The 15,209-nt window shown below is 74.9% G+C and carries 13 protein-coding genes; 8 read left to right on the forward strand and 5 right to left on the reverse strand.

Translation table 11 applies throughout. The annotated features are described in order from the left end of the window. The first annotated feature begins 109 nt into the window (after positions 1 to 109). From IF01_RS0104185 to IF01_RS48080, 4 genes are all read left to right on the forward strand, one after another. The gene (locus IF01_RS0104185) at positions 110 to 1,294 is read left to right on the forward strand and encodes a dehydroquinate synthase/iron-containing alcohol dehydrogenase family protein (protein ID WP_106981188.1); all 1,185 of its coding nucleotides are present in this window, start codon (positions 110 to 112) and stop codon (positions 1,292 to 1,294) included. Next, positions 1,291 to 1,824 (forward strand): hypothetical protein, encoded by a 534-nt coding sequence (locus IF01_RS0104190; RefSeq protein WP_030391874.1) that lies wholly within the window; start codon positions 1,291 to 1,293, stop codon positions 1,822 to 1,824. The genes IF01_RS0104185 and IF01_RS0104190 overlap by 4 nt, the downstream gene beginning before the upstream one ends. Continuing rightward, positions 1,821 to 2,231 carry a pirin family protein gene (locus IF01_RS43530; RefSeq protein ID WP_051754904.1) on the forward strand — a complete coding sequence of 137 codons (411 nt, stop codon included), beginning with the start codon at positions 1,821 to 1,823 and terminating at the stop codon, positions 2,229 to 2,231. Before IF01_RS0104190 ends, IF01_RS43530 begins: the two co-directional genes overlap by 4 nt. Positions 2,232 to 2,442: 211 nt before the next feature. After that, entirely contained in the window at positions 2,443 to 2,619 is a 177-nt protein-coding gene (locus IF01_RS48080) for a hypothetical protein (RefSeq protein ID WP_157855158.1), read from the forward strand. A 107-nt stretch (positions 2,620 to 2,726) separates the two neighbouring features. Here the strand turns inward: IF01_RS48080 and IF01_RS0104205 are convergent, their stop codons facing one another. Beyond that, positions 2,727 to 4,892 (reverse strand): GAF domain-containing sensor histidine kinase, encoded by a 2,166-nt coding sequence (locus IF01_RS0104205; RefSeq protein ID WP_051754905.1) that lies wholly within the window; start codon positions 4,890 to 4,892, stop codon positions 2,727 to 2,729. A 268-nt stretch (positions 4,893 to 5,160) separates the two neighbouring features. Here IF01_RS0104205 and IF01_RS0104210 point away from each other — a divergent pair, with 268 nt between their 5' ends. The 3 genes from IF01_RS0104210 to IF01_RS0104220 all read left to right on the forward strand — a co-directional run bounded on the left by IF01_RS0104210 (position 5,161) and on the right by IF01_RS0104220 (position 9,696). Beyond that, the gene (locus IF01_RS0104210; protein ID WP_030391877.1) at positions 5,161 to 5,802 is read left to right on the forward strand and encodes a response regulator; all 642 of its coding nucleotides are present in this window, start codon (positions 5,161 to 5,163) and stop codon (positions 5,800 to 5,802) included. Positions 5,803 to 5,906: 104 nt separating this feature from the next. After that, positions 5,907 to 8,186: a sensor histidine kinase gene (locus IF01_RS43535; RefSeq protein ID WP_051754906.1), complete on the forward strand. Its 2,280-nt coding sequence runs from the start codon at positions 5,907 to 5,909 to the stop codon at positions 8,184 to 8,186. A 166-nt stretch (positions 8,187 to 8,352) separates the two neighbouring features. Further along, positions 8,353 to 9,696, forward strand: a complete 1,344-nt coding sequence (locus IF01_RS0104220; protein WP_030391879.1) for a M28 family metallopeptidase — start codon at positions 8,353 to 8,355, stop codon at positions 9,694 to 9,696. Between the two features lie 75 nt (positions 9,697 to 9,771). On the opposite strand, the gene IF01_RS0104225 is transcribed toward IF01_RS0104220, so the two are convergent. Together IF01_RS0104225 and IF01_RS0104230 are read right to left on the reverse strand one after the other, a co-directional pair. After that, on the reverse strand, positions 9,772 to 11,472 hold the full coding sequence (locus IF01_RS0104225; protein ID WP_030391880.1) for an acyl-CoA dehydrogenase family protein: 1,701 nt from the start codon (positions 11,470 to 11,472) through the stop codon (positions 9,772 to 9,774). Between the two features lie 85 nt (positions 11,473 to 11,557). Continuing rightward, on the reverse strand, positions 11,558 to 12,133 hold the full coding sequence (locus IF01_RS0104230; protein ID WP_030391881.1) for a PadR family transcriptional regulator: 576 nt from the start codon (positions 12,131 to 12,133) through the stop codon (positions 11,558 to 11,560). Positions 12,134 to 12,335: 202 nt separating this feature from the next. Here IF01_RS0104230 and IF01_RS0104235 point away from each other — a divergent pair, with 202 nt between their 5' ends. After that, positions 12,336 to 12,806 carry an SPW repeat protein gene (locus tag IF01_RS0104235; RefSeq protein ID WP_037778888.1) on the forward strand — a complete coding sequence of 157 codons (471 nt, stop codon included), beginning with the start codon at positions 12,336 to 12,338 and terminating at the stop codon, positions 12,804 to 12,806. An 84-nt stretch (positions 12,807 to 12,890) separates the two neighbouring features. On the opposite strand, the gene IF01_RS0104240 is transcribed toward IF01_RS0104235, so the two are convergent. Both IF01_RS0104240 and IF01_RS0104245 read right to left on the reverse strand, forming a co-directional pair. Continuing rightward, positions 12,891 to 14,288: a class II fumarate hydratase gene (locus IF01_RS0104240; RefSeq protein WP_030391883.1), complete on the reverse strand. Its 1,398-nt coding sequence runs from the start codon at positions 14,286 to 14,288 to the stop codon at positions 12,891 to 12,893. A 177-nt stretch (positions 14,289 to 14,465) separates the two neighbouring features. Continuing rightward, positions 14,466 to 15,188, reverse strand: a complete 723-nt coding sequence (locus IF01_RS0104245; protein ID WP_030391884.1) for a carbon-nitrogen hydrolase family protein — start codon at positions 15,186 to 15,188, stop codon at positions 14,466 to 14,468. Between the last annotated feature and the right edge of the window lie 21 nt (positions 15,189 to 15,209).

Raw genomic sequence — 15,209 nt, forward strand, 5'->3', positions numbered from 1 at the left:
CCGGGTGTCCCGCCCACCGGGCAGGGCGCGGACGGGCCCCGGGGCTCAGGCGCCCGGGGCGACGGGCGCGACACGCTGGGCCTCCGACCCCGAACGGGAGGAGGCCCCCATGCGTCGCAGTGCCCGGTTGGACCGGCGGATCCAGGCCGGTGCCGCGCACCTCACCCTCGCGGTTCGCGACGGCGAGCACGCCTGGGGCGAACTGGGCGGGCGGATCGCCGAGTTCGAGGCCCAACGGTTTGTCCTCGTCACCGACGGCACCGCACCCCCGGGGCAGTTGGCCCGCGTCCGCGCACTCGCTGCCGCCCGGGCACCCACCGTCCTGCACGAGCTCCCCGCGCGGCCCCGCAGCACCGCTCCGGGCACCGACGGCCGGGCGGACGCCGATACCCTCCCCGACGGCACGGTGATCGCGGTCGGAGGCGAACGCGCCTGCGCCGTCCCGGCCGCCGTCCGGGTGCCCACCGACCTCGCCGCCGCCTGCGGTCCCGCCCTCGTCCTGCACCGTCCGGTCCCGGCCGCCCTGGCCTGGGTGCGTTCCGACCTGCTCGCCGCCGGGCCCGCCGCACGGACCCGGGCCGGGCTCGTCGCCGTCGTCCGGCATGTGCTGGCCGTCTGCCCCGCCCACTGCCCGGCGCTCGCGGACCTGCTCACGCCCGGAGCCCGCCACGACGCGCGGACGCTGACCGCCCTGCTCGCCCTGTGCGCCGACGCCCGGTCCGCCCTGGTCTGCTTCGACCCGGACGAGACCGGCCCCGCCCTCGCCCTCGGCTACGGCCGCAGCCTCGCCGCCGCCGTGCGGGCAACGCTCGGCCCCGCCCTCGCGCCCGGCGACGCCGACGCCCTGGGCCTGCTGCTCGCCGCCGCGGTGGCGGCCCGGCTCGGCGTGGCCGCCCGCCCGACCGGCCGGGCCCACCGGGACCTGCTCGCGCGGAACGGCTCCGCGACCGCCCTGCCCGCCGGAGCGGACCTCGACCGGCTCGCCGCCGCGGCCGTCGCCGCCACCCGGCCCGGCCTGCTGCTCCTCGCCGACCTGGGACGTCCGTACTGCGTCGACGGACGGCTGCTGACCCCGGTGGACGGCGCCGTACTGCGCTCCGCCGTGGTCGGGTCGGCAGCCCGTGGCACCTGGGCGGACCGGCCCGGCCGGGTCACCGTTCCGCACAGCCGGGCCGCCGGCCGGGAACAGGACGGGACCGGGTCCCCGTGCGGCCGGGACGGCGGGCGGCGCAGCGTGGAGACCAGAAGCGGCCCAGCAGGGACCGCAGTTCAGCAGAAGGAGTTCCCGTCATGACGGGCACCGTCATCACCGACCTCCGCCGCCGCGGCGCCGTCGACCCCACCCGGGTGCTGACCGGACCGCTCCGCGCCGTCGGACTGCAGTGGCTCGACCCGGGCCGCAGCGTCCAGGTCGTCGCCGAGGGCGTCGAACGCGCCCTCTACATCACGGCCGGTTCCGGCACCGCCACGGTGCCCGGGGCCGAGGCCGACGCGTCGACGGTCGCCGACTCCGGACTCCCGCTGGTCGAGGGCACCGCCCTGACCCTGCCGCTCGGCGAGCGCACCGTGCTCACGGCCGGTACCGCCGGGCTCGAGTACTTCCACGCGATCCTCGCCGTCACCGGCCGCCCGGGCGGCGCCACCGCCCACCCGGCGGCGGAGCGCCCGACCGCCGAGCGCCGGCCCGCCGAAGGCCCGCCCGCCGAGCGGCCGACAAGCGAGCCCCCGCCCGCCGGGCCCCCGACCGGTTCGGACACCGCCGCCCCCGACACCCCCGACCGCCCCGAGACCCCTCCGAGCCCCAAGGGAGGCGAGTCACGATGATCGTCACCACCGCCACCGCCTCGGCCACCGTCCTCCTCGGCCCGAACGGCGAACGCGTCCGCGTCCGCTGCCTGGCGCGCCGGTCCATGCTCACCAGCGCCTGCGAGACCTTCGACCACCTGCGGCTCGGCCCCGGCGCGCACCACGCGCTGCCGGGACGGTCCGACGGCGAGACCGTCCTGTTCGTGCTGCGCGGCTCGCTGCTCGTCGGCCGGACCGCCGACGAGCCGGACCACTTGGCCGTCGACGGAGACCTGCTGCTGGCGACCCGGGGCTGCCCGCTGCGGCTGGAGGCCGGCCCGCTCGGCGCCGAGGTGCTCTGCCTCGCGCTGGACGCGCCGCGCCGCACCGCCGCGACCAGGAACTCCCTGGCCCGGCGCCGGGCCGACCGCCGCAGCCGGCCATGACCGCTCCCACCGCCCACCCGCCGTCCGACCACCTCGTTCCCCGGCCCCCGCCCCCCGGCGGGGGCCGGGGAACGAGGTGCCCGCGCACCCGTCCTGGGACCGGAACAGGACGGCAGGCCCATGTGCCCGGGGCGGGCCGCCGACCAGAGTGGAGGGCAGAGCGGTCGATCGGTCGGACCGTTCGAGGAGCAAGAAGTCTGGAGCACCACTCATGGCAACGAACACGAGAACGAGGACGTTCGGCGTCGCGTCCGTAGTCGTCGGCATCGCCACCGCCACCGTGGTCATCAGGAGCGCCGTCGGCGCGCCGGCCAGGACGGCGCCCGCCGCCGGGACCACGACCACCGAACGCCGCTGCAAGCCGGGCGAGAAGGACTGCAAGAACTGACCCCGTCCGAACCCTCGGACCCGGCACCGCCCCCGCCGCCCGTGCCCCCCGTGCCTCACCGCGCGGGGGGCACGGGCGCGTCCGCGGGGCGAGGCCCCCGGGCGCGTTCAGGCGCCGGGGCGGGGGCTGCGGGAGGGGTGGCGGGGGAGGACGGCGAGCACCCGGGTGCCGTTGGTGGCGAGGCGGCCGACGGTGCAGCGGCCGCCGATCTCGGCCGCGCGGTCCGACATCGACCGCAGCCCGACCCCGTCGGCCGGTTCGGCGTCGGCGGGGCCCGGGTCGACGGCGCCGAGGTACTCGTCGGGTCCCAGCGGATCGCCGACGCCGATCCCGTCGTCCTGGACGGTCAGGACGAGGTGCGCCTCGTCCACCCGCAGCGCCACCTCGGCGTGCCGGGCGCGGGCGTGGCGGAGCACGTTGTTCAGCGCCTCGGCGGTGATCCGGTACGCGGCGACCTCCACGGCGGCCGGCAGTTCCGGCAGCGGGTCCGGTCGCAGCGCGGTGGTGACGACAAGTCCGTCGCTGCTGAAGGTGGCCGCGAGGTGCTCGACGGCCCGGGTGAGGCCGAACTCGCCGAGCGGTGCGGGCCCGAGCCGGTCCGTGATCCGCCGCACCTCCTTGATCGTGAGCGCCAGGTCGCCGGAGATGCCCTCCAGTGTCGGGGCCAGCGCGTCCGTGCCTGTCCCGGAGACGGCGGCCGAGGCCGCGTTGTCGACCCGCAGCCGCAGGCCCGCCAGCGCCGGTCCGAGCCCGTCGTGGATGTCCCGGCGCAGCCACCGCCGCTCCTCCTCCCGCGCCGCGACGATCTGCTCCCGGCTGGCCTGGAGGTCCTCCTGGAGCCGCAGCGACGCGACGGCCGGCGAGGCCTGGTCCGCCAGCGAGCGCAGGATGTCGACGTCGCTGGGGTCGAGCCGTTCCTCGCCCGCCCGCAGTCCGACGGTCAACTCCCCGATCGTCGTGCCGTGGTGGACCAGCGCGAAGCCCTGGACCGGCCCGTCCAGCCGCCCCACCGCGGCCAGCGGGCGCCGCCCGGCCCGGGTGGTGACGGCCAGGGCCACGCCCGGCAGCCGCAGTTCCTCGGCGACGGTGCCGCAGAGCGCGGACGGCAGCCGCTCCGGGTCGACGACCTGCCGGACCTGCCCGGCCAGGGTGCGGAGCACCTGGTAGGGCTGGGCGCGTTCGCCGTAGTAGAGCCGGTCCACCAGGCCCACGGCCCGTCGGGCGGCCCGGGGCAGGCCCGCGCCCAGGGCGAGGAGCAGGGCGATCAGCAGCAGGGCGGCGCCGCCGCGGCCGGGCACCAGCCAGCCCGAGAGCACCGTCGCGCAGACCACGAACACCACGGTGAGCCCGGCGGCGAGCAGCAGCCCGCCGAGTACGGACCGGGCGGCCCGGTCCAGCCGCCACCCGCCGTCCCGGACCACCAGGAACGCCACCGCGACCGCCCACACCGCGCCCGCCGCCGTGAACAGCGAGTAGCTCAGCCAGTACTCGTACCGGAACCGCCGGGTGTAGTAGTCCTGCATGCCGGCCCAGAGCAGATAGGCGCCGAGCATGCCGGCCAGGTGGGCGCGGTGGCGGGGCGCGCTGCGGCGGAGCAGCCGGACCAGCAGTACGGCGGCCGCGATGCCGATCAGCAGGTGGTCGACCGGGTCGTAGAAGCGGTCGAGGTGGTCGGACACGGAGCCGAAGGCGTTGGCGAGGGCGCTGTCGGCGAGCGGGTTGGCGCGGCCGAACACCGTCGCGCGGTCCAGGAAGGACATCGCGTCCGGGAGCACCCAGAGGGCGACGGCGCCGATGTACCACCACCACCTGCGGGTGGTGAGCCGCCCGGCCGGCAGCCAGAGCGGCAGGACGTAGAACAGCGTCCCGCTGACCGTGTCGCACACCGCGCGCACCACGGCGGCCGCGCCGACGAGCCCGGGGTCGGAGACCTCCACCCAGACGGGCGCGGCGGCCGCGCTCGGCAGCATCGACGTCAGTGCGTAGACGAGCATCACCCAACCGAGTGGATTTCCCGGGCGGTGGGCGTGCAGCAGCATGCCCGCGGCGGCGGTGGGCAGCGCGTAGACCAGGATCGCGAGCTGGTCCCGGGGGGCCTCGACCCCGGGCGCGTCGAGGTGGACCAGCACGTAGCAGACCCAGAGCGCGGCGACCGCCAGGCAGAGCACGGTGAGCGCCGCGGCCCCGGTGAGCCGGAGCCGGGCGGGCGTCCGGCGCGGCGGGGCCCCGGCGGGCGAACGCGGCAGGGGCGGGAGAGGGGTCACCGTGGTCATGGCACCGCCTAGGGACGGTTGAGGGCGGGGTCTCCGCCGGGGCCGGTCGCCGGGTCGGGCGCGTTCCCACCAGTCTCGGCCGCCCGTCGTCCCGGGCGCATGGGGCAGCGGTCTCGTTCGGTCCGGAAGCGTCCGGCCGCCCGGCGCTCCGATCACGGAAAGTCACACCGGCATCGCTGGTAGTGTCGGCCATGTGGATGAAGAGCAGCCCGCCGAAGACCCCCTGGCCGGGGGACCGCGACCGGACGAGGAGCCGTCGGCCGCACCCGTGCGGGTCCTGATCGTCGACGACCACCCGCTGTTCCGGGAGGGGCTGCGGGCCGCCCTGGAGAGCGCCGAGGGGATCGTGGTCGTCGCCGAGGCCGAGCGCGTGGGCGACGTGCCGGAGGCGGTCGCCCGGCACCGTCCGGACATGGTCGTCATGGACCTCTCGCTGCCGGACGGCTCCGGGCTGGAGGCCACCCGCCGGCTCTCCGCCGACCGGCCGGCCCCGCCGGTGCTGATGCTCACCATGGCGGACGACGACGGGAGCCTGCTCGCCGCGCTCCAGGCGGGGGCCCGCGGCTACCTGGTGAAGGGCGCGGGCCGGGAGGAGGTGCTGCACGCGGTGCGGACGGTCGCGGCCGGTGGCGCGGTGTTCGGCGCGGACGTGGCCGAGCGGATCACCGCCCTGCTCGCCGGCGCGCGGGTGCGCGAGGCCGGGCAGCTCTTCCCGGCGCTCACCGCCCGCGAGGCGGAGGTCCTCGACCTGGTGGCCCGGGGGCTGGACAACCGCCGGATCGCCCGCGAGCTGGTGGTCGCGGAGAAGACGGTCCGCAACCACGTCACCCACATCTTCGAGAAGCTGCACGTCGCCACCCGGGCGGAGGCCGTGGCCCGGGCCAGGGACATGGGCCTCGGCGACAGCTGACCGCCGACGGCGGCCCCCGCCGGGCGCGGTCGGGACCGGGACCGGACCGCCGTCCCGCGCCCCCGGGACGCCAGGACGCCGAGGATGCGGGAGAGGAGGCTCTCATGAGCGAACCGGCCGCGACCTCGGCCACCACCGGGACCGGGCACAGCACCGCACCCACCGCGTCCGCCGCGTCCCACGGACCCGCGGCCCCGGCCGCAGCCGCCCGCCCACCGGCGCCCCGGCCGGGCCGCCCGGCCGCGCCGCCCCGGCGGAGCGGCCTCACCCCGGCCGCCTGGGCCTGCGCGGCGACCCTGCTCAGCGGGTTCGGCTGGGTGCTGCTCGCCATCACCCACCAGGACGCCGCCTGGGCCGTGCCGTTCTACCTGCACGACGGCGAGACCGTTCTGCTCGGCTTCGCCTTCGCGCTCTCCGGGCTGCTCATCCTCGCCCACCGCGCCGGACCGGGGGCCGACGGAGCGGCGCCCGCCCGGGCCTCCGACGACGGCCCCGGCCCCGCCCCCGGCGCCGGCCCCGCCCCGGCCGTCGCCCCGGTCGGCCGCAGCCTCGGCCACTGCCTGCTGGCCGCCGGACTCGGCGGCTGCCTCTCCCGCTTCGTCCTCTTCGCGGGCGCCGCCGCCGACGCCGGGCCGGCGGTGCGGGCCCTCGGCGCCGCACTGCTGCTCGCCTCCGTCACCCTGTTCGTCTTCGTCTCGCTGGCCCTGCCGCTCTGGCTGCCCGAAGGACGGCTGCCCGGCGGACCGGGCCGCGTGTTCGTCGCCGCCATCGCCGTCTGGAGCGCGGTGCACGCCTGTGCCGTGCGGCTCGGCCACGAGCTGCCCTACTACGGTGACGTGCTCGTCCCGGGCGGAGCGCCGATCGACGAATGGCACGCGACCCTGGTCGCCTGGGGCATCGTCGTCATCAGCCTGACCGTGGCCGCCGTCCGCTGGCGCCGCTCCGCACGGCCGCACCGCAGCGTCACCGCCGTGCTGGTGCCCTACCTGGTGTGGCTGGTCACGACCAACATCGCGCTGCAGCTGGGGAGTGCGGAGAGCGTCGCGGCCGTGGCCTACTTCGCCGGGTCGGCGCTCTGGATGCTCGGCGCGGTCGGCTACGCGTTCACCCGCGACCGCTCCCGCTACCTCGACCGGGCGACCCGCCGGATGCTCAGCGTCCTCGCGCTGACCGCCCTGCTGATCGCCGGCTACCTCGGCATCGCCCTGCTGCTGCGCCGCGCCCTGCCGACCGCCAGCAACGCGGGCGCGCAGCTGCTGGCGGCCGGGGCGCTGGCCATCGGCGGACTGCTGGGACCGACCACCCGCTGGGTCGTGCGGGCCGTCGACCGCTTCTACTACGGCGACCGGGCCCGCCCCTACCAGGTGGTGCGGGCGCTCGCCGAACGCCTGAGCCGCGCCGTCAGCCCGGCCGACGCCCCGCCGCTGCTGTGCGACACCGTGGTGGGCGCCCTCGGCCTGCCCGGCGCCCGGGTCGTCCTGCACACCCGCACCGGACCGCACGAACTCGCCTCCGTCGGCACCGTCGGCCCCGACAGCCAGGTGTTCCCGCTCAGTTACGAGGGCGCGGTGATCGGCGACCTCTACGCGCCGCCGCGCGCCGGGCAGCCGGAGCTGGACGCGCAGGACCACGAGGTGCTCCGCTTCCTCGCCGACCAGGCCGCGCCCGCGATCGCCTCGCTGCGCATGTACGAGGAACTCCAGCGCGGGCGGCGGCAGATCGTGCTCGCCCGGGAGGAGGAGCGCCGCCGGTTGCGGCACGACCTGCACGACGGGCTCGGGCCCACCCTGTCGGGGCTGCGGCTGGGTGTCGACACCGCCAGGGCCGCCGTGCCGGAGGGCTCCTCGGCGGCCCGCTCGCTGCGGGCGGTGTCGGCGGGGATCGGGCAGGCGATCGACGAACTGCGGCGGATCACCGAGGGGTTGGCGCCCGCCGCGCTGGCGGGGGAGGGGCTGGCGGTGGCGCTGCGGCGGCTGGTCGCGGAGCTGGACGGGCCGCGGGTGCGGATCGCGCTGGTGCTGGACCCGGACCCGCCGCCGGTGCTGGCGGCCGCGGTGGAGGTGGCGGCGCTGCGGATCAGCGGCGAGGCGCTGCACAACGTCCTGCGCCACTCGGCCGCCGGGCAGGCCCGGCTGACGCTGCGGGTGCGGCCGGAGGCGGTGGTGGTCGAGGTCTGGGACGACGGCCGGGGATTCCCCTCGGACGGGTCGGAGCGGCTCGACGCCGACGGGTCCCGCCGGGCCGGGTCGGGGCTGGGGCTGCGCTCGATGGCCGAGCGCGCCGAGGAGCTGGGCGGCCGCTTCAGCACCGGCAACCACGACGGCGGCGCGCTCGTCCGCGCCGAGCTCCCCCGCACCCCGGACCGCCCGGCGGCGGACGGCTGACAACCGCCGTTCTGCCCGCTTCCTCTTGACGGGGCCCGGAACTTCCCCCAATCATCATGGTCGCGTCAACTTTGCGATGCGGTCGGCCCCACACCCCCTCAATACCCCAACGCCGCCCGCGAAGTGGCGCGCTTCCGTTCTGCCCCATCAGATATCGGAGCCTCCATTGACCGAGCGCGCCCCGAGGCGATCCCGCCTGCGCCGATCCGCCCTGTCCGCCGCCGCCGTCGTCACCCTCGCGGCCGCCCTGCTGACCCCGGCCGCGGCCGCGTCCCCCACGACGCCCGTCGCCGCCCCGTCGGCAGCGGCCGCCGCCCCCGACATCCCGGTGGCCAACGTCAAGGCCCACCTCGCCCAGCTCCAGTCGATAGCCACCGCCAACGGCGGCAACCGCGCCCACGGCCGCACCGGCTACAAGGCCTCGATCGACTACGTGAAGGCCAAGCTGGACGCCGCCGGCTACACCACCACGCTGAAGACCTTCAGCTACAACGGCTCGACCGGCTACAACCTGATCGCCGACTGGCCGGGCGGCGACACCTCGCACGTCGTGATGGCCGGCGCCCACCTGGACTCCGTCACCGGCGGTCCGGGCATCAACGACAACGGCTCCGGCTCCGCCGGCATCCTGGAGACCGCGCTCGCCGTCTCCCGGGCCGGTCTCACGCCCTCCAAGCACCTGCGGTTCGGCTGGTGGGGCGCCGAGGAGTACGGCATGGTCGGCTCCAAGAACTACGTCAACAGCCTGTCCGTCGCCGACCGTTCGAAGATCGAGACCTACCTCAACTTCGACATGATCGGCTCGCCCAACCCCGGCTACTTCACCTACCGCTACGACAGCGCGCTCGACGCCCTGTTCCGCGACTACTTCGCCGGCCTCGGCATCAGCACCGAGCAGGACTTCGAGGGCGACGGCCGCTCCGACCACGCCCCGTTCCAGGACGCGGGCATCCGGGTCGGCGGCCTGTTCAGCGGCGCCGACTACACCAAGACCAGCGCCCAGGCCGCGAAGTGGGGCGGAACGGCGGGCCAGCCCTTCGACCGCTGCTACCACTCCTCCTGCGACACCAGCGCCAACATCAACGACACCGCGCTGGACCGGATGACCGACGCCATCGCGTACGCGATCTGGACCCTCTCGGCCGGCAGCACCACCCCGCCCACCGGCACCGTCTTCGAGAACACCGCCGACGTGCAGATCCCGGACAACGGGGCGGCGGTCACCTCCGCCGTCACCGTCACCGGCCGGACCGGCAACGCGCCGGCCGCGCTCCAGGTCGGGGTGGACATCAAGCACACCTACCGCGGTGACCTGGTCATCGACCTGGTGGCGCCGAACGGCACGTCCTACCGCCTGAAGGCCTCCAGCAGCGACTCCGCGCCCAATGTGCAGACCACCTACACCGTGAACGCGTCCGCGGTGGCCGCCAACGGCACCTGGAAGCTCAAGGTCCAGGACGTCGGGCCGCAGGACACCGGCTACATCGACAGTTGGAAGCTCACCTTCTGACAACCGGCCGGTGACACGACTCCGGGGGTGCCGGTCCGCCGACCGGCACCCCCGGGTGCACTACGCGTGGAGCGACTACTCGGCCATCTCGTACGCGCCCGACAGCGCCTCGACCATGCCCCACACCTTCGCTGTCCGCTCGCCGTCCGCGACCGGGCGGCGGACGTGCGCCAGCGCCCACGCCGCCTGCGCCTCGGTGGTGGACGCCTTGCCGTGCAGCTCGGTGGCGTGTGCGGAGAAGTCCCGCACCAGCGCGTCGAAGACCTGGTCCAGCAGGTCCTGGTCCAGCCCGGTCAGCTCGGCCTGCTCCAGCACCAGCTGGCCGTAGACGATCAGCGCGAACAGCTGGCCGATCTCCAGCAGGAAGTCCAGGTCCGCCTGCTGCTCGGCGCTCGGCGCGTGCTCCAGCAGCAGCGCGCAGAAGCCGTCGGCCTGCTCGCGGAACCGGGCGACGTTCGGCAGGTGCGCGTGCGCGTCGTAGGCGGTCCGCCAGTCGTGGAAGCGGATCGCGCCGAGGCCCCGGGCCGGGCCCTGCCGGAACAGGAACTCGTCGTCGGCGGCGTCCCGGCGGGTCGGCACCGCGGGGTACTCGGCCGGGGCGAACAGGTAGTTGGCCATGAACTTGAGGATCAGCGCCAGGTTGACGTGGACGGTGCCCTCCAGCTTCGGCAGGCCCCGGATGTCCTTGGCGGCCTTGTCGAAGTAGGTGTCCGCCTCGAAGCCCTTGGCCGCGATGACGTCCCACATCAGGTCGATGACCTTCTCGCCCTCGGTGGTGACCTTCATCTTGGTCATCGGGTTGAAGAGCAGGTAGCGGCGGTCCTCGGGGGAGGCGGTGCGGAAGTAGTCCACCGAGCGGGCGGCGAACAGCTTCATCGCCACCAGTCGCGCGTAGGCATCGGTCAACTCGCGCCGCACGTGCGGGAAGTCGGTGACCTTCTTGCCGTAGAGCACCCGGTTGTGGGCGTGCGTCACGGCCTCGTACATCGCGTGCTCGCAGATGCCCACGGAGGCGGTGCAGAGGTTGAACTTGCCGACGTTGACGGTGTTCAGCGCGGCGTCGAAGGCGGCCTTGCCGGTGTGCAGCACGTCCTCGGCACGGACCGGGTAGGCCTCCAGCCGGAACTCGCTGACGTACATCTGGGCGTTCACGACGTTCTTGACCAGGTGGTACGCCTCGTGCCGGCTGTCGGCGGCGAAGAAGACGTAGCCCTCCGGCCCCTCGACGTCCGAGCGGCGGCCGAACACCGAGACCAGGCCGGCGACGTTGCCGTTACCGATGTAGTACTTGGAGCCGGTGGCGGTGAAGCCGCCCTCGCCGTCCGGGGTGAGGATCATGTCGGTCGAGTAGATGTCGGCGCCGTGGCTGCGCTCGGAGAGCCCGAACGCCATCACGTGGCCCTCGGCCAGCAGCTTGGCGGCCCGCGCCCGGACGGCCTCGTTCTCGCTCTGCCAGACCGGGCCGAGGCCCAGGATGGTGACCTGCCAGGTGTACCAGTAGCCGAGGCCGTAGAAGCCGAGGATCTCGTTCAGCTCGGCGATCCTGGCGGTGTCCCAGCGCTTGTCCGGGTCGGCCGCGGACGGCGTCAGGAACTCGGCGAACAGGCCTTCCTTGGCGGCGAATTCGAGGAAGTCGGCGTACCAGCTGCGATCGATGTAGGTGTCGATCAGCGCCTTCTTGCCGCGCGACTCGAACCAGTCGACGGTCGCGCGCAGCAGCCGGCGGGTCGGCTCGTCGAACTGCGCGGGGTCGTAGGAACGCGGGTTGAAGAGCATCGCGGGCTCCCGGGGGTCGAGGGTGGAGAGGTGGAGAGCTGAGGGTGGGGTGGAGCGTTGAGCGTGGCGCGAGGAGTGCGCGGGGTCAGTCGGCGTCGGCCTCGGTGCCGGCCGGAGGGGCGGCAGCCAGTTCGCGCAGGGTGGCGAGCACGTCGTCCAGCCAGGCGAGCGTCATCCGCTCGTACTCGATGCCGCCGCGCAGCACCACGTGCTGGAGCCGCTGCCGGGCGTCGAGCGTGTCCGGCGCCGGGAAGTCGCGCCCCTCGCCGTAGAGGTAGTGGGCGAGCAGGGCGGCGTGGCCCTCCCGGTGCCGTTCCACCTCGGGGATCAGGGCGGCGGGGTCGTCGAAGGCCGCCGCGCGGATCCGCACGGCGAGCTCGTGGCGGACCGTCTCCGCCTCGACCGGTTCGCGCAGCCAGGCCGCGAGCGCGGTCCGGCCGGGCGCGGCCGCCGAGTACACCTTCTTGTCCGGCCGCCCGTCCTGGGCGACCTCCTCGACCGAGATCCAGCCGTCCGTCTCCATCCGCCGCAGCACCTTGTAGATCTGCTGGTGGGTGGCGGTCCAGAAGCGGCCGATGGACCGGTCGAAGCGCCGGGCCAGCTCGTAGCCGGAACCGGGCTGTTCCAGCAGCGAGACGAGGATCGCGTGCTCCAGTGCCATGGGCGGCATCCTGCTATGCAACGAGTTGCATACGCAATGGCGGCGGGCGGGGTTGAGACGGAGGTCACCCGGTCGGGCGGAGGGGGCGGGCCGGCGGGCGGGCAGGGTAGCTTCCCCGGCGAAAAGGTGCAAAACGGTCCAACGGCGCCAGAATGGTACTGGGCTTGCGCCCTCCATGTTCCAGCACTAGGAGGTGGTATCGGTGTCTACCCAGATCCCGATGGGCATGGAGCACCATCCGGACATCGTCGAACTCCGGGAGCACTACGAGCGGGTCACCCTGACCCCACGGGCCCAGGCCGTCGAGGCCCTGGCCGTCCTGGCCGGACTGTTCCTGGCGGCCTCGCCGTGGATCGTCGGCTTCACCGCCTTCAGCACGCTGACCGTCACCTGCCTGATCGTCGGCATCGCCTATTGCGTGCTGATGGCCGGCTACGGCTCGGCCTACGAACGCACCCACGCACGGGCCTGGGCCGCGACCCTGCTCGGCGCGTGGACGTTCGTCTCCCCGTGGGTCGTCTCGGGTGAGGTGAACCGGGGCAAGAACATCGTGACCTGCATGATCGCGGGTGGCGTGATGTTCCTGCTGGGGCTCGCCGCCATCTCGATGGCCACCATGACGTCGAACGGAGCCGCGATGCGACTCGGCCGGGCCGGCCGAGCGAAGGGCTGACGTCCGACGGAAGCCCGGAACCCGGGGCGCGGAACGGTGGGCCCGCCGTTCCGCGCCCCGGGCGCGTGCCCCGGCGTTGCGACTTCAGTGTTGGGGCCGGGTCATCCGCAGCACGTCCAGGGCCTCGTCCAACTGCTCGACCGTGAGCAGTCCCTGCTCGACGTACCCGCGCTCCAGCACCACCTGGCGGATCGTCCTGCGCTCCGCCAGCGCCTGCTTGGCGACCTTGGCCGCCTCCTCGTAGCCGATGTACCGGTTCAGCGGCGTGACCACCGAGGGCGAGGACTCCGCGTACTCCCGGGCCCGCTCGACATTGGCGGTGATGCCGTCCACGGCCCGGTCGGCCAGCAGCCGGGCGCTGTTGGCGAGCAGCCGGACCGACTCCAGGACGTTGCGGGCGATCACCGGCAGCATCACATTGAGCTCGAAGTTCCCGCTCGCCCCGGCCACCGTCACGGTCGCGTCGTTGCCGATCACCTGGGCGGAGACCATCAGCACCACCTCCGGCAGCACCGGGTTCACCTTGCCCGGCATGATCGAGGAGCCGGGCTGGAGGTCGGGGAGGTTCAGTTCGCCGAGGCCGGTGCGCGGGCCCGAGCCCATCCAGCGCAGATCGTTCGCGATCTTCGTGAACCCGACCGCCACGGTGCGCAGCTGGCCGCTCAGCTCGACCAGGCCGTCCCGCGCGCCCTGCGCCTCGAAGTGGTCGCGGGCCTCGGTCAGCGGCAGCTCGGTGACGCGCGCGACCTCCTCGATCACCGCCGCCGCGAAGCCGGGCGGGGTGTTGATGCCGGTGCCCACCGCGGTGCCGCCGAGCGGCAGTTCGGCGACCCGGGGCAGGGTGGCCAGCAGCCGCTCCCGCCCGTGCCGGACCTGCGCCGCGTAGCCGCCGAACTCCTGCCCCAGGGTGACCGGGGTGGCGTCCATCAGATGCGTCCGACCGGCCTTGACCACGCCCGCGAACTCCGCCGCCTTGCGCTCCAGCGCCTCGGCCAGGTGCTCCAGCGCGGGGATCAGGTCGTGGCTGACGGCGGCGGTGGCGGCGATGTGGATCGAGGACGGGAAGACGTCGTTGGACGACTGGCTGGCGTTGACGTGGTCGTTGGGGTGGACCGGCCGGCCGAGCCGCTCGCCGGCCAGGGTGGCGATCACCTCGTTGGCGTTCATGTTGGACGAGGTGCCCGAGCCGGTCTGGAACACGTCGACCGGGAACTCCGCGTCCCACCGGCCCGTCGCGACCTCCTCGGCGGCGGAGGCGATCGCCCCGGCGGTCTCCTCGTCCAGGACACCCAGCCTGGCGTTGACCCGCGCGGCGGCGGCCTTGATCCGTGCCAGCGCGGCGATGTGCGCCGGCTCCAGGCGCTGGCCGGACACCGGGAAGTTCTCCACCGCGCGCTGCGTCTGCGCCTGCCACTTCGCCGCGGCCGGCACCCGCACCTCGCCCATCGAGTCGTGCTCGATCCGGTACTGCTCGTCACCCATCGTGCGCTGCACCTCCTGAACGGTCCCGGTCGGACCGGGGGCCGGGGACCCCTGCGGATCCAGGGTCCCCGCTCCGGCCGGGTTCGGCTTCCGCTGACCACAGCCGCGCGCCGGCCCGGGGTATTTCCGGACCGGCCGCGGCCCCGCGCGGTCGGGCACTGCGCCCGATGTCCGTGACTACCCCAGGACGGCGGTCACCACCTCGCCCGTCCCGGTGCCCGCCTTGACGACCTCGCTGCCGTTCGGGGTCCAGACGCCCGAGCCGCCCGAGCTGTCGGCGAACTCGCCGCTCGGCCCGGCGGCGGTCGCCAGCACCACCCAGACGCCGTTGTCCGCCGCCCGGGCCGGGTAGCGGGCCGCCTTGGTGGCCAGCGCCTCCGGGCCCGCCCCGTACAGGGTGGAGGCGACGTACGCCTCGGCGCCGAGCGCGACCAGCCGCTCGGCGTGCCCGGGGTCGGCGGCGTCGGCGCAGATCGCCAGGCCCAGCCGCCAGCCGTCCAGCTCCAGCAGGGAGGGCTGCTCGGCGGCGGCGAAGCGCTCGGGCTCCTTCCCGTAGAGGTTCGTCTTGCGGCAGGCGACCGAGGCGCCCGCGCCGGTGACGGCGAGGGTGGCGATGTAGTCGCGGCCGTCGGGGTCGGTCACCGGCGCGCCGACCAGGGCGGTGGCGCCGGTCGCGGCGCAGGCGGCGACCAGCGGCGCGAAGCGCTCGTCGGAGGGGTCGACCGAGGGCGCGGCGAGGTCGTAGCCGGTGAGGGAGAGTTCGGGGAAGACCACCAGCCGGGCGCCGCCGGCCTCCCGGACGGCGGCGGCGTGGCGCTCGACGTTGACCGCGACGGTGTCGGGCCGACCCGGTTCGGCGCAGGCGGGCTGGGCGACGGCGACGGTCAGGGGCGCGGGCACGGTGGGGCCTCCGGAGAAGTG

The organism is Kitasatospora purpeofusca, assembly GCF_000718025.1.
GTDB lineage: Bacteria > Actinomycetota > Actinomycetes > Streptomycetales > Streptomycetaceae > Kitasatospora > Kitasatospora purpeofusca.